The organism is Thermoanaerobaculia bacterium, assembly GCA_018057705.1.
GTDB lineage: Bacteria > Acidobacteriota > Thermoanaerobaculia > Multivoradales > JAGPDF01 > JAGPDF01.
In genome coordinates, this window is the sequence record JAGPDF010000023.1 from 17,954 (window position 1) to 33,208 (window position 15,255).

Below are 15,255 nucleotides of genomic sequence, written 5' to 3' on the forward strand. Positions count from 1 at the left end.
GCGCCGGCCATGTCCCCCTCGGCGCCCGCCATCTACCTTCCCGAGCACGAGCTCGCAGCGGCCTACGACGTCGTCGTCATCGGCGGCGGCGGCCACGGTCTGGCGACCGCCTACTATCTGGCGCGCGACCACGGCGTGCGCCGGGTCGCCGTCCTCGAGCGCGCCTACATCGGCTCGGGCGGCACGGGAAGAAACACCACCGTGCTGCGCGCCAACTACAAGACGCCGGAGACGATCCGCTTCTACCAGGCGAGCTTCGATCTCTATCGGACGCTCGCCGAGGAGCTCGACTTCAATCTTCTGCGCTCGGAGCGCGGGCTACTGTGGCTCGCGCACTCCGAGGCGCAGGTGAACAGCCAGCGGGAGCGTGCCCTCCAGAACCAGGTCTACGGCGTCGACACCGTCTATCTGGGCGCCGCCGAGGTCGCAGAAGCCTGCCGGGAGCTCGACATGACCTGCGGCGGCACGCGGCCGATTCTCGGCGCGGCCTACCATCCGCCGGGCTCGATCATCCGCCACGACGGCGTCGTCTGGGGCTATGCCGCGGCGGCCGAGCGCCTCGGGGTGCAGGTGCATCAGGGGGTCGAGGTCACCGGCCTCGCGCTGGCGAACGGCCGCTGCACGGGCGTGCGCACGAACCGTGGCGAGATCGCGGCGGGCGCCGTTCTCTGCGCGGTGGGTGGCTACGTCACCCGCATCGCCGACATGGCGGGACTCGCTCTCCCGATCGTCACCCATCCGCTGCAGGCGTTCGTGACCCAGTCGTACAAGCCGGTCCTCGACCGGATCGTCGCCTCCGCCGACCTCCACATCTACGTCTCGCAGAGCGCCCGCGGCGAGCTCCTCGTCGGCGCCGAAATCGATCCGTACACGAGCTATTCGACGCGTTCGACGTTCCCGTTCATCTCCTCCTGCGCTGCGCGGGCGATCGATCTCTTCCCGTTCATGGCGAAGCTCCGGCTGCTGCGCCAGTGGTCGGGGGTCTGCGATATGACGCCGGACTATTCGCCGCTTCTGGGCACGACGCCGGTCGAGCGGTTCTTTCTCTCTTCGGGCTGGGGGACCTGGGGCTTCAAGGCGATCCCGGTGTCGGGCAAGAACATGGCGGCGCTGATCGCGACCGGCCGTGTGCCGGAGGTCATCGCGCCGTTCGCCCTCGACCGCTTCCGGCGGGATCGGGCGGTGCCCGAGAGGGCCTCTGCCGGTACCCATTGAGCGGCATCCATTGACCGTATCGGGCGGATCGACTGCGCCAGGGGGGAGAGAACCGATGTCCACCGGCAAGGTCTCGACACCGATCTGGTCGTCGCGGATCGCCACCTACCTCGCGACGATCGGTGCCGCCGTCGGCCTGGGCAGCATCTGGAGACTTCCCTATCTCGTCGGGACGAGCGGTGGCAGCGCCTTCATCTTCGTCTTCGTGCTCGCCTGTCTGGGGATCGCGACGCCGCTGCTGGTCGCCGAGTTTGCCCTCGGCCGGCGCGCGCGCCAGAGCCCGCCGGATGCCGCCGGCGCGGTAGCCTCAGAGTCCGGGCTCTCCCGGCGCTGGAATGCGATCGGCGTGCTCGGTACGATCGCCGCATTCACGATCATCTCGTACTACACGGTGATCGCCGGCTGGGTGCTCGCCTATACCTTCAAAGTCGCGACGGGCGCTCTCGCGGGGCTCCACCGGCCCGAGGTCGCGGGGCTCTGGCGTGGATTTCTGGCGAGCCCGCTCGAAGTCGGCGCCTGGCACTTCGCCTTCCTGGCGCTCGTTGCCGTCATTTCGGCGCGCGGGGTGAGCCGGGGCATCGAGAGGGCGAACCGCGTACGGGCGCCCGCGCTGCTGGTGCTGCTGCTCGTCCTCGCGACGTACGCGCTTTCGACCGGCGATCCGCAGGCCGTCCGCGACGGACTCCGTTTCGCCTTCGCGCCCAACTTCGCCGCCCTCACGCCGGAGGTCCTGCTGGCGGCGATCGGACAGGCGTTCTACGCCACCGGTGTCGGCATGGCGATGATGCTCGCCTACGGCTCCTACATGGTGCGCGGCACCTCGCTGGTGCGCCCGGCGCTCTTCATCACCGGCTCGATCCTGCTGGTTTCACTGCTCGCAACGCTGACGATCTTCCCGCTGGTCTTCCGCTACGGCATGGATCCGGCGCAGGGCTCGGAGCTGGTCTTCGATGTCCTGGCGACGGTCTTCGCCGAGATGCCGGGCGGGCGCCTGGTCGGCACGCTCTTCTTCCTGCTGCTCGTCCTCGCCGCACTGACCCCGTCGATCGCCGGCGTCGAGCCGGTGGTCGCCTGGCTCGAGCAGCATCGCGGCGCTTCGCGGCCGCGGGCCGTAGTGCTGACCGCCGCGGCGGCCTGGGTGTTGGGACTGGGGTCGGTGCTGTCGTTCAATCTCTGGTCGGGCTGGCACCCACTCGGCTTCTTTCCGGCCTTCGCCGGCATGACGTTCTTCGATTGCCTCGACTACGTGACCTCGAACATCCTGCTGCCGGTCGGGGCGCTGCTGGTCTGTGCGCTGGTCGGCTGGCGTCTCGATCGCAGGATCGTCGACCAGGAACTCTCCGAGACGACGCCTTTGGCGCGCCGGCTGTGCGTCTGGCTCCTGCGCTACCTCTGTCCGCTGGCCATCGCCGCGGTATTCGTCTCCGCGTTGCTCTGAGCTCAGCCGGGCGCTTCAGCCACGGCGGCAGAAGGCGGCCTCTAGATGACCGGTGGCCCCTTGGTGCCCGGGATCGCGCGGGCGCCGCGCGCCAGCATCTCGCAGCGGCCGACAACTGCAGCCGGCCAGGTTGTCGCTTACGACGCGACCATCGGGACTGGTCCGCAAACGCCGGTCTGCCGGCCGGGGGCGGACGCTCTCTCCGTATGACGGCGGTCATATCGGCAGTTTCCTCAGTCTGATAAACGTGAGAAAACACCCGGCTACCATTCGGCTGCTTCTGGGCCGCGGGATCCGTTCTTCAGGCTCGATTCGAACGGGTTCCTGCCCGCAACGGAGACTCGATGAGCGAACTTCAGCGCTTTGGCGTCGTGCAGGTCGCCGCTCGATCCTTTCTGGCGGTCGCGACGGGGTTGCTCGTCGGCCTGGCGGGTCTCGAACCCGACGGTGCCGCCGCCGTCACTTTCACCGTCACACGGGCGGACGACCAACAGGACAGCGCGCCCGGTGACGGCCTGTGCAGCGCCCTGAACGGTGGCGGGTGTTCGCTGCGCGCCGCCGTTCAGGAAGCCAACGCCCTCTCCGGTGCGGACGGCATCTACCTCCCTCCGGGGACCTACTCGCTCACTCTGGCCGGGGCGGGCGAGGATTTCGCGGCGAGCGGCGACCTCGACATCACCAGCGCGATCACGCTGCTCGGAACAGGCTGGGCCTTCACGTCGGTCGAGATGCAGTCCTTCGGCGACCGCATCTTCGACATTCAGGGATTCTCGGGCCTGGATCTCGGCGACGTGACGCTTTCCGGCGGGTGGGTCGCGGGCGTCGGCGGCGGGATCTACGTTCGCACCGGTGGAGGCCTGGCGATCCGCCGCTCTCGCATCCAATGGTGCGCCGCGCACCACGGGGGCGCCATTGGAACGGTCGGTGGCAGCGTGATGATCGAGGACACCGAGCTCGCTCACGACTATGTGTTCGCGAATCCACCGACCTGGTTCGCGCGTGGTCCGGCGATTGCCGCCGATGAGCAGGCGACCGTCACCGTGCGGCGCTCGAGCGTGCACGACAACCAGTACACCGACTCCGGCTCGGCGGGCGGAATCGACGTCTGGAGCAGCGCGCTCTCGATCGAGAGCTCGTCGGTCGTCGACAACGGGGCACCCACGACCTCCATCAATGGAGCGAGCAGCGATCTGACCATCGTCTCCTCGACGATCGGCCGAATGACGGTCGACGGCTCCGCGCTCCCGGGAGCGAGCCTGTCGCTCGGCTGTTCCGTCGTCGGATACTGCACGTTGACGGGGGGGAACGTCACCTACTCGAGCAACGGGATGAACGTCTTCTTCGATGGCACCGCATGCGTCGGGATCAATGACGTCGACGGCGACTGGAGCCTCTACCCCCTGTGGGCACCTCCAGACAAGTTTCCCGCCCGCGTCCCGAACAGCTATTCCGCCGCCCTCGAGGGTGGCCACCCGTTCGTCTGCGCTCCGGCGGATCAATGGAGCCAGGCGCTGCGGCCGTTCGACAGCGATGGTGATGGCACGCCCGTGCTCGAGGTCGGTGCCGTCGAGGCGATCATCGTGATCTTCCTCGACGGCTTCGAGATCGGCAGCACCGCGTTCTGGTCGGCGACGGTGCCCTGAGGCGCCCCATAGTCGGCGTGCCTCTGGGCCTCTGGGCCTCGGGGTGCCGGGGCCGGAGTTGCGGTTGTGTCGTCGCGATTTTCGCCGTGGGGGAGGCGCCTCCGCTCGACGGGCTCGAGCCTGACGATTGGCTCGGTGGGAGTCGCGGGCGGGGCGGACAGCCGAGAGCGTGCCGGCGAGCGCCTCTCCACTCTCTTCGAGCTCGGTATGACACGTGTCATACGAATCTCTTTCGGGCTCGCATCAGGATGCCGTCGTTTCCACGCTGCAGTCGAGAGAATTGGGACCCGTAGTGCCATCGTGCGTCGCGTCTCCGCGACCCGGTCTCGTTCCTCGTGTGGGCGGAGGGTAGGGAGGGAGATGCGGGGAGGAGAGCAGCGTCCCTCCGGGGACCTGGTCGAAGGGATCTATGCCGCGGCGCTCGAACCGCAACGCTGGCCGGCGGTGCTGCGCGACCTCGCATGCTCGGTCGGCGCCCCGGGGGCGGTCCTTCAGGTGCAGGCGACCGGCTCGGGCGAGGTCCTTTTCGCCGCCACCGGCGGCCTCGACGAGTCGGCGCTCACCGAGTACGCGCGCCATTGGGTGCGCTTCGACCCGCGGGTCGGCGTCGGGTTGAGCCGGCCGGTCGGCGAGATCCTGATCCCCGAGGAGCACCTCGGCGTCGCGGCCTTTCGCCGCACCGCGATCTACAACGACTTCCTGCGTCCGCTCGAGCTCGGTGCCACGCTCGGCGGCATCGTCCACGCTGACCGCGAGATCTTCGTCGCCGCGTCGGCACAGCGCTCACTGCGGCCGCCCGGCTTCCGCGAGAGGGACCGCCGACGCTTTGTCGCGTTGGCGCCGCATCTTGCCCGCGCGGCGCGCATCGGCCACGAGCTCGGCGCGGCGGCAGTGGCCCGGCAGGCGCTCACCGACGCGCTCGACCGGCTGCCGCGGGGCGTTCTGCTCCTCGACGCGCGGCTGGCGGTGAAGTTCGCCAACACCTACGCCGAGGAGGTACTCGCGGCGGGCGACGGCCTGCTTCTCGATCGCGCCGGACTTCAGGCGGCGCATCCCGCCGACTCCGCCGTGCTGCGCGCGCTGGTCGCCGGCGCGGCACACCCGGCCGCGGGCGGTCCGAGAGCCGCGGGCGGCTATCTCGCGGTCCGCCGTCCCTCGCTGCGGCGACCGCTCGAGCTCCTGGTGACGCCTGTGACCCCGGAGCTCGCCACGGTCGCGCCCGGCCGCGCCGTGGCCACGGTCTTCCTGGTCGACCCGGAGCGCCGCCTCGAGCTGCCGCACGAAGCGCTCCGCCAGCTCTACGGCCTCACTCCGGCCGAAGCGCGTCTGGCGAGCCTGCTCGCCGAAGGCGTCGGCCTCCCCGAAGCCGCCGCGCAGCTCGGCATCACCCGCGAGACGGCGAAATCGACGCTGCACAGCATCTTCGCCAAGACCGACACCCGCCGCCAAGCCGAGCTCGTCCGCCGCCTGCTCACCGGTCCGGGAACCTGCACGAGTCTCCGCCCCTCCCCCCGAACGGGGGATGCGATCTGAGCTCGAGCCGGTGCACGATCCTGTGGCCGTTCTCAGAATGCAGGGTTGCAATCTGATCGTTCTACCGATCGCCTCGCGGTCTGCTCAGCGCCAGGCGATCCCTCCGGAGGAGCCCGATGAACGTGAGCCGCCCCGCCGAGACCTCGGCCTCTTCGCACTCCTGGCTGCGACGCCTCCAGGCTCTTCTGTTGGGCGGCCTCGCTTCCTTCGCCTTCGCCGGGCCGACCGACGCGCAAACGGAGGCCTGGCGAGCGAGGTTCAATCGCGGGGTCGATCGTGATGCCTATCTTGGAGACACCGGCGACTACCGGCGCAGCGAGCAGTCGCTCGTGGTCGATCCGGCCGGGAACACCTATGTGGCGGATGCGGCCCATGACGGCGCGGCCTGGAACTTCCTGGTGGCCAAGTACGGGCCGGATGGCGCCGTGCTCTGGTCCGTCTTGATCGACAGCCCCAGCGCGGGTACCCAGCACGACTGGCCAACGGCTCTCGCCCTGGACCCGTTCGGGAACGTCTACGTGACCGGATACTCGTCTGGAAACCCCGGCGGAACCGATCTGCTCACCGTGAAGTTGAACAGCCTGGGTCTCCAGCAGTGGGCCGTGCTCCACAACGGCGTCGGGAATCCCGAGGAGTTGGGGCGTGCGATCGCCGTGGACGCGGCCGGCAACGTCCTCGTGGCGGGGGAACGGAGCGGCAACTCCACCGACTACCTCGTCGTGAAATACGACCCGAGCGGCGTCCAGCAGTGGTCCGCGACGCTCGATGGAGCGACCCACGGCGAGGAGCGGCTCTTCGGCCTGGCAGTCGACGGAAGCGGGAGCCCCTACGTGACCGGCTGGAGCCGCGACGCGGTCAGCGGCGCGTGGGATTTCATGACGGTGAGGTGGAGCACCGCCGGCTCGCTGCTGTGGGCGGTTCCCTTCGACAACCCGGCACCCGGCTCGCAGGAGGACTGGGCCTACGGCCTGGCGGTCGATGCTTCGGGCAACGCGTACGTGGTCGGCGGGTCGAACTCCCAGTTCATGGTCGTGAAGTACGACCCCGCCGGCGCGCAGCAGTGGGCGACTCCGTACGCCGGGGTGTCCGTGGGCGAGGCCTATGCCGTCGCGGTGAACGCGGGCGGCGACGTCGTGGTGACGGGCGCGGGAACCGGCGGATCGTCGGGATGGGACCTCTTGACGGTCAAGTACGACCCCGCGGGGCTCCAGCAGTGGGCAGCGACGTCAGAGAACCCGGAGCCGGGTGTCCAACAGGACTGGGCGTACGCAATCGCGTTCGACGGCCTCGGCCACGTCTACTTAGCAGGCGAGACGAGAGACGCGACCACCTCCCGCTATGACTATCTGACCGCCAAGTACGACGCGGCCGGCGTCGAGCAATGGGTGCGGGCCTTCGACAGCCCCCTCGCAGGAGCCCAGTACGAAGTCGGGTACGCAGTCGGTGTGGACGGCGCCGGAAACGTGCTGACCGGAGGGATCTCCTCCGGCAGCACCCCGGATGCCCGCATCGTCAAGTACGACCCCGCCGGGACCGAACTGTGGACGGCGATCGAGCCGCCGAGCGGGGCGACGACCGACAAGGTAGCAAGCGAGACGAATCAGTTCGCCCGGGGTGGTGTCGCGGTCGACTCGACCGGTCGGGTCGCGGTGACCGGGCTCGCCAACGATGCTTCCAACTTCAATGACTTCATGACCGTGAGCTACGGTCCGAACGGCGCGCAGTTGTGGGCTGCGGCTTTCGAGAATCCGGCCGCCGGCTTCCAGCACGACCAGGCCGTCGCCGTCGCGGTGGATGGGGACGGCAACACGTTCGTCACGGGCCAGTCCTTCAACGGCGCGAACTGGGACTACATGACGGTGAAGTACGACGCAGCCGGAGCCCAGCAATGGGCCACCCCTTTCAACGGCGCCGTCAACTCGCATGACACGCCCTCGGCGATCGCCGTCGGCGCTGGCGGTGACGTCTATGTCACCGGTCAGTCGGTCAGTGCGACGGGTTACGACTACCTGACGGTCAAGTACAACGCGTCGGGCGTCCAACAGTGGGCGACTTCGTACAACGGTTCGGGAAGCAACGACGAGTACCCATACGCCCTCCACGTCGACGCGTCCGGCAACGTCTACGTGACGGGGCAGGCGTTGCGAGCGGTTACGGGCTGGGATGTGCTGACGGTGAAGTACAACTCCGCCGGCGTGCAGCAGTGGGCGGCGCCGTTCGCCGGCGCTTTCAACTACGACGTCGGCTACGCGGTCTCCGCCGACTCGGGGGGCAATGTCTACGTCACCGGTTACGTGCAGATCGACGGTTCGACCGGCGATGCGCTGACGGTCAAGTACAACTCCTCGGGCGTGCAACAGTGGGCCCGGACTTGGGAGAACCCGGCGGCCGCGGTGCAGCACGACATGACCTATTCCCACGCCCTCGATGCCAGCGGCAACCTCTATGTGACCGGCTTCTCTGGAAACGTCGGGACAGGTCTCTTCGACTACCTGACCCTGGAGTACGACGCCTCGGGCACCCTCGAGTGGGCGCAGATGTTCGACAATCCGGCGGCCGGCAGCCAGGACGACACGGCCTTCTCGATCGCCCTGGACGGGCTCGGCAGTGTCTACGTTGTCGGCCGGTCGCACAACGGCTCGAATCAGGACATGGTGACCGTCCGCTATGACAGCGCCGGGACGCAGCAGTGGACCGGGACAATCGACAACGGCGGTCAGGACTACGGAACCGCGATAGGTGTGGGTCCGAACGGTGCGATCGTCGTCGCCGGGACCTCCGACGGGCTGGGCCAGGACTACGTCGTCGCGAAGTACGTCGCAGCCGAATCCAACGCCCCCAGCGATCCGGCGATCGATTCGACCTCGCCGGCCGCGAGCAGCTGGTCGAACGACAACACCGTCCAGGTGGCGTGGTCGGGCGCAGCCGACGCCGGTGGCTCCGGTCTCGCTGGCTACTCGGTGGAGTGGAACCACTCCGCTGTCTCGACGCCGGACGCTGTGGTCGACACCCCGCATTCCGTCGACCCGCACTCGACGACAAGCGCGCCGCTCGCTAACGGCAACGACTGGTACTTCCACCTGCGCACCTGCGACGTCGCGGGCAACTGCACCTCGACCGTCCACGCCGGGCCGTTCATGGTCGATACCGTGGCGCCGCCGGTGGCCTCGGGTCTCGGCAGCAGCTCCCACGTGGTGGGGACGCCCTCCCACGCGAACGTGATCGAGGCCTTCTGGATCGAGCCGGTCGATGGCAGCGGCTCGGGGCTCGACGGCTACTCGTGGGCTTTCGATGGCAGCGCGACCTGGGTCTGCGAGACGACCAAGGAGGCGGAGGAGGGCACCACGACCGCCGCGAGCGGAGCGCTGGCCGCCGGCAGCTGGTACTTCCACGTCTGCGCGCGTGACCAGGCCGGCAACTGGGGGCCAGTGGCGACTGCGGGCCCCTACTTCGTCTACACGGCGCTGCCGCCGCCGAATGGCTGTGCGGGTATCGGCACGGCGCTCCGCGCCTCCTACCCGTTCTCGGGCAGTGCCCATGACGCCAGCGGTTTCGGCAACCACGGCACAGCGTTCGGTGGGCTCCTGCCGGCGACCGACCGCTTCGGAAGCGCGGCGAGCGCCTTCGAGCTCGACGGGGTCGACGACTTCGTCGCCGTGGGTGACGACGACGCCCTCGATGTCGGCAACGGCGACTTCTCCGTCGTGGCCTGGGTGCGGACCTCGACGGCGAGTGCTATGCGGATCTGGTCGAAGGGGAGTTTTTGGTGGACGACCGGGTACATGCTGCGCACTGCGGGGAGCACGGTCCTGTTGGAAGTCTCCGAGGGCGGCAACCCGCTGATCGCGGCCTACGGCGGGGCAGGCGTCGACGACGGCGCCTGGCACCTGGTGGTTGGTGTCGTCGACCGCGACCTGGGGGGGAGGATCTACTTCGACGGCGCCGCCGGGAGTCTGGCTGCGGTGGATTCGTCGGCGTTCGACCTGTCGAACGCCAACAACGTGGCGATCGGTCGCTACGACGGCCAGGCGGAGGAGCACTTCGCGGGCGATCTCGACGACGTCTGTCTGTTTCAGCAGGCGCTTACGGCGAGCGAGATCGCCAGGATGTGGGACCTCGACGGGGACAGCACGGCGGATCACCTCGACCCCGACCGCGATGGCGACGGCAGTCCGAACGGCACGGACAACTGTCCGTGGCATGCCAACCCGACGCAACAGGACACGGACGGCGACGGCCTCGGCGATGCCTGCGACGCGGGCGATTCGACGGCACCGACCGACCCGACCCTGGGCGCGATTGCGCCGCCGGCCGGTGTCTGGACGAGCGACGAGACCGTCCGCGTCGAGTGGTCGGGTGCCGCCGATAACGCCGGGGGGACCGGGCTCGCCGGGTACTCCTTCACGTGGGATCACACGGCCGAGGCGACGCCCGACGCCACGGTCGATCTGCCTCACACCGCCGATCCGCACGCGACGACGAGCGCTCCGCTCGCCGACGGCAACGACTGGTACTTCCATCTGCGCACCTGCGACGTCGCGGGCAACTGCACCGCGACCGTGCACGCCGGGCCGTTCTGGATCGACACGGCGGCGCCAGCGGCGCCGGCCGGGGTGATCAGTTCGAGCCATGCCGCGGGCATGCCGTCCGAGACGGACACGATCGATGTCTCCTGGACCTCGCCGGTCGACGGCGGCTCGGGGATCGACGGCTTCTCCTGGGCCTTCACGGCGAGCCCGGCCTGGAGCTGCGAGACCGCGAAAGACGGCGAAGAGGGTACGGCGGGCGCCTCGAGCGGGCAGCTCGCCGCCGGAACCTGGTACTTCCACGTCTGCGCCCGCGACAACGCGGGCAACTGGGGCGCGGTCGCCAGCGCCGGTCCTTTTCAGATCACCACCACGACGCTGCCGACGACCTGCGCCCTGCCGTTCGAGCGCAAGTGGGGGAGCTTCGGCACGGGAGCCGGCCAGTTCCGCCGGCCGTTCGGTGTCGCTGCCGGGCCGAGTGGCGAGGTCGTGGTGGCCGACTTCGACAACGGCCGGCTTCAACTCTTCGACGGCCAGGGAAACTTCGTACGCCAGTGGTCCACCGCCGGCGGGCCGGTCAGCGTTGCCCTGGACAGCCACGGCCACGCCGTGGTGTCGAACCTCTATGCCGGAAGCGTGCAGGTCTTCGCGCTCGACGGCACGCTGGTCGACCAGTGGGCGACGGGAAGCCCGTATGGGTTGACGGTCGATGCCACCGATCACATCTACGCCGTCAACGACACAGCCAACGTCGTGACCAAGTACGACCACGACGGCATCTTCATCCTCCAATTCGGCTCCGCGGGCACGGGCAACGGACAGTTCCTGCGGGCCTGGGGCGTCGCTACCGCACCCGGCGGCGACGTCTTCGTGACCGACGTCAACGGCCACACCATCCAGCGCTTCACCTCCGCGGGGGCCTTCGTCGGGAAGTGGGGAAGCCTTGGCGCAGGCGCCGGGCAGTTGAACGCGCCGGCGGGCATCACGATCTCGCCGGCGGGCGTCGTCTATGTCTCCGAAGTGGCCAATCGACGCATCCAGGCCTTCACCCTGGAGGGCTTCCCGCTCTGTGCCTGGGGGAGCTCCGGCAGCGGCGACGGCCAGTTCCTCGATCCGCTGAACGTTGCGTTCTCCTCCGGCCACCTCTTCGTGGCCGACCACCTCAACCACCGCATCCAGCGGTTCGGGCTCGACGAGCTACCGCCCAGCGACCCTCCGCTCCTCTCGACCTCGCCCATGGCCAGTACCTGGACGAACGACACGACCGTCTTCGTCGAGTGGTCGGGCGCCGCCGACGATCCCCACGGGTCCGGCCTTGCCGGCTACTCGTTCGAGTGGAACCACTCCGCGTTCTCGGCGCCGGACGCGGTGGTGGATGTGCCGCACACCGCCGACCCGCACACGACCATGAGCGCGGAGCTCGCCGACGGCAACGACTGGTACTTCCACCTGCGGACGTGCGACGTGGCGGGCAACTGCACGGCGACGGTGCACGCCGGGCCGTTCTGGATCGACACCACGCCACCGTCGGCGACCGGAGTGGTGAGCTCGCTCTCGCATGGTGACGGGCTGCCGAAGTCCAACCCGACGGTCGACATCTCGTGGGGGGCGGCGAGCGACGGTCTCTCCGGCGTGGCGGTCTATCGCTACGGCTTCGCGCCGACGGCGACACCGCCGGCGTGCGGCGACCTGGGCACGACGACCGCCACCCTCGCGGGCAGCTCGGGGAGCCTCGCCGACGGCATCTGGTACGCGCACGTCTGCGCGGTGGACGGGGCGGGGAATCTGGGCGCGGTGGCGGCGGGCGGTCCCTATCTCGTGGACACGACGGCACCGACCGGTCTGGTGGTCTCTTCGTCGAGCCACACGGCGTCGACCTGGTCGAGCGATGCCTCGATCGAGTTCGCTTTCAGCGGTGCGACGGATGCCAACGGCGTCGCGGGTTACGCGGTCGTCTTCGACACCGCAGCCGGGACGGTGCCGGCGTGCGCCGTCACCCAGGCGGGCCAGAGCTTCACCGGCACGGCCTCTCCCGACGGCAGCGGCTGGCGGCTGCATGTCCGCGCGATCGACGACGCCGGCAACTGCGGCGGGTCGGTCTCGTTCGGTCCCTTCTGGATCGACACCACGGCACCTCCGGCGCCCGGGGCGGTGGTCTCAACGTCGCACGACGGGGGCGCGACGAACGACCCGACGATCGACGTCGAGTGGGGCCCATCGAGTGTCGGGGACGGGGCGCCGATCGCCGGCTATCGCTTCGACTTCTGGAGCGGCGCCGTGCCGCCGGCCTGCCCGGCCCTGACCGGAAATTCGGCCGGGACTTCGGCGAGCTCGCCGGTGTTGGGCGAGGGGGACTGGTATCTGAGCGTCTGCGCGGTCGACGGGGCGGGCAACGAGAGCCCCGTCACGACGGGCGGTCCCTACACGATCGACACCTCCGGGCCCACCGGCCTCGCGGTCGCTTCGACGAGCCATGCCCTCGCGACCTGGTCGAGCGACGTCGACGTCGATTTCGCCTTCTCGGGTGCGATCGACCCCAACGGCGTTGCGGGCTACTCGATCGCCTTCGATCAGGCTGCCGCGACGGTGCCGGATTCCACGCCCGAGCAGGCGGGAACGACCTTCACCGGCACGGCCTCGCCCGACAGCGCGGACTGGTACCTCCACGTGCGGGCCTGCGATTCCGCCGGCAACTGCTCGGCCGCAGTGCACGCCGGTCCCTACTGGATCGACACCGGCACTCCGAGCGCGCCGGGCACCCTGACCTCGGCCTCGCACGGTGACGGCGAGCCGCACTCCGACCCAACGGTCGCGATTGCCTGGGGCGCCGCCAGCGACGCTCTCTCGGGCGTCGCCTTCTACCGCTACGATTTCACCGCGCTCGCCAGCGCGCCCGACTGCGCGACTCTGGCTGCGACGACTCCAGGGCTCACGGTGATCTCCGGGAGCCTCGCGGACGGCACCTGGTACGCCCACGTTTGCGCGGTCGACCTCGCGGGGAACAGTGGGGCGGTGGCCTCCGGCGGGCCCTACCGGATCGACACCGCGCCGCCGACGGTCGAGACTTTCGACAGCGTCGCCCGCACGGCGGACCACCTACTCACCGAGGGCGAGGTGGTCGATCAGCCATTGACCCAGGTCTACGTCAGTTTCGCCGAAGAGATGTTCGACCCACCCGGCGACACCACCCCCGGCGACGTCACCCACCCGGCCGGTTGGCTCCTCGTGGCCTCCGGCCCGGACGGCATCGTCGACAGCGCCGGCTGCACCGTCGCGGGCGACGATGTCGCGCTGCCGCTCGCGGTCATCTGGTCAGCAGCGACCCGCACGGCGCACCTGGCGCCCGGTGGAAACCAGGCGCTCGCCGCCGGCGGCTACCTCGTCGCCGCCTGTGGCACGCTGCTCGACCCGGCCGGCAACCCCCTCGACGGCGACGGCAACGGCACCGGTGGCGACGCCCGCGCGCGGACCTTCAGTGCGCGCGGCACCGACCTCGCCGGCAACCCGAACTTCGACGCCGGCCTGGCCGGCTGGACGGTCGTGGCGACCGTCCCGGGCGAAGTGGCGGCGGACCTCGATGACGCCGGCGAACAGCCGACCTCGGGCTCGGTCGCGGTCACCTCTTCCGCCGGGGCGGGCGAGACCTGGCGGGTCGAGCAGTGCGTCGCTCTGCCGGCACACGGCTGGAGCCGCCTGTCGGGTCGTCTGCGCTCCGCGAGCGCCCTGCCGGGCGCCCCGGTGGCTCATCTCGAGGCGCAGTACTTCGGTTCCGCCGACTGCTCGAGCGGCGCTCTTTCCGCGCTCCTCTCGCCCGCGCTCGCCGGCGACACCGGCGCGGTCTGGGTGACGGTGGCGAGCGGCGGCGCACCCTTCCCGGCCGGCGCGCACTCGGCGAGCGTGCGCCTGATCGTCGAGGCCGGCACCACCAACGACGTCGACCTGCGCGCCGACGAGCTCTTCTTCGGCGACGACGGTCTGCTCTTCGCCGACGGTTTCGAAAGCGGCGGCACCGGCATCTGGTCGTTGGCGGTGCCTTGAGCCGGGTGGACCGGCCATGGCAGCCGGTGGCGGCCTCGAAAAACCCGCCACCGCCTGCCATCTCGATGGCGAAATCGCTCCCGACGCGCGCCCACTGACCGCGGAGCTCAGACGAGGGCTCGTGCGAGTCGGAGGTGCAGGAAGAGGACCGCACATTCTTCCCAGCACGTGCCTCTCGAGGGGTTCAGCCGCATCGAGAGCTGGATTCTTCGCGAACGACCCACGCTCGGCATGATGCGACTTCTTCGCGGGGAGCCGCTCCCGGCAGTGGCGTCGGCGAGAGTTCCTACCCCGAGGGGTGGGCATTCCTTCCGCGCAACTTAGGGTATGACACCGATCATACGGGCGCTACGTTTCCTCAAACTACTCTACTGATGGCTTCCATCTCGACGTCCCACAGCCATGGAGGATCACTCAGTGTCGAAATTCACGATGTCCGCTGGCACCGGCGCCAGTCTTCTGCTCGTTCTTCTCGGACTCGCCGGCTGCGGCGCCGAATCCAAGCCGGCGCCCGCGGCAGCGCCGGTGGCTGCGGCGAAACCCCCTGCGCCGCAGGCGGCGGGCTCCTCGGCCAAGCTCGCCGAGGAGATCTTCGTCAGCCGCTGCGTGACCTGCCACGGTCCGCAGGGCAAGGGTGACGGTCCGGGCTCGCTCGGTCTGGTGCCGCCGCCGCGCAACCTCTCCGACGCGGCCTGGCAGGCGACGGTGACCGACGAGTACCTCGAGAAGATCATCGCCTACGGTGGCATCGCGGTCGGCCGGAGCGCCGGTATGCCGCCGAATCCCGATCTGATGGCCAAGAAGGAAGTCGTCGCCGCGCTGCGCGCCAAAGTGCGCGCGCTCGCCAAACCCTGATTCCCGA

Annotated in this window: 6 protein-coding genes; all 6 read left to right on the forward strand. The window is 69.6% G+C overall.

Translation table 11 applies throughout. From position 1 onward, the window contains the following. Positions 1–9: 9 nt before the first annotated feature. Positions 10–1,215: an FAD-dependent oxidoreductase gene (locus tag KBI44_09505; protein MBP9144706.1), complete on the forward strand. Its 1,206-nt coding sequence runs from the start codon at positions 10–12 to the stop codon at positions 1,213–1,215. A gap of 55 nt (positions 1,216–1,270) precedes the next feature. Next, positions 1,271–2,653, forward strand: coding sequence for a sodium-dependent transporter (locus tag KBI44_09510; protein ID MBP9144707.1), 1,383 nt, complete (start codon positions 1,271–1,273; stop codon positions 2,651–2,653). A gap of 344 nt (positions 2,654–2,997) precedes the next feature. Further along, on the forward strand, positions 2,998–4,296 hold the full coding sequence (locus KBI44_09515; GenBank protein MBP9144708.1) for a right-handed parallel beta-helix repeat-containing protein: 1,299 nt from the start codon (positions 2,998–3,000) through the stop codon (positions 4,294–4,296). Between the two features lie 360 nt (positions 4,297–4,656). Then, positions 4,657–5,829, forward strand: coding sequence for a helix-turn-helix transcriptional regulator (locus tag KBI44_09520; protein ID MBP9144709.1), 1,173 nt, complete (start codon positions 4,657–4,659; stop codon positions 5,827–5,829). Positions 5,830–5,945: 116 nt separating this feature from the next. Continuing rightward, positions 5,946–14,393, forward strand: a complete 8,448-nt coding sequence (locus tag KBI44_09525) for an SBBP repeat-containing protein (GenBank protein ID MBP9144710.1) — start codon at positions 5,946–5,948, stop codon at positions 14,391–14,393. Between the two features lie 417 nt (positions 14,394–14,810). Continuing rightward, the gene (locus KBI44_09530; protein ID MBP9144711.1) at positions 14,811–15,248 is read left to right on the forward strand and encodes a c-type cytochrome; all 438 of its coding nucleotides are present in this window, start codon (positions 14,811–14,813) and stop codon (positions 15,246–15,248) included. Positions 15,249–15,255 lie beyond the last annotated feature (7 nt).

Coding starts and splice junctions, on each gene's coding strand:
- KBI44_09505 (MBP9144706.1), top strand. CDS start 10: ATGTCCCCCTCGGCGCCCGCCATCTACCTTCCCGAGCACGAGCTCGCA.
- KBI44_09510 (MBP9144707.1), top strand. CDS start 1,271: ATGTCCACCGGCAAGGTCTCGACACCGATCTGGTCGTCGCGGATCGCC.
- KBI44_09525 (MBP9144710.1), top strand. CDS start 5,946: ATGAACGTGAGCCGCCCCGCCGAGACCTCGGCCTCTTCGCACTCCTGG.
- KBI44_09515 (MBP9144708.1), top strand. CDS start 2,998: ATGAGCGAACTTCAGCGCTTTGGCGTCGTGCAGGTCGCCGCTCGATCC.
- KBI44_09520 (MBP9144709.1), top strand. CDS start 4,657: ATGCGGGGAGGAGAGCAGCGTCCCTCCGGGGACCTGGTCGAAGGGATC.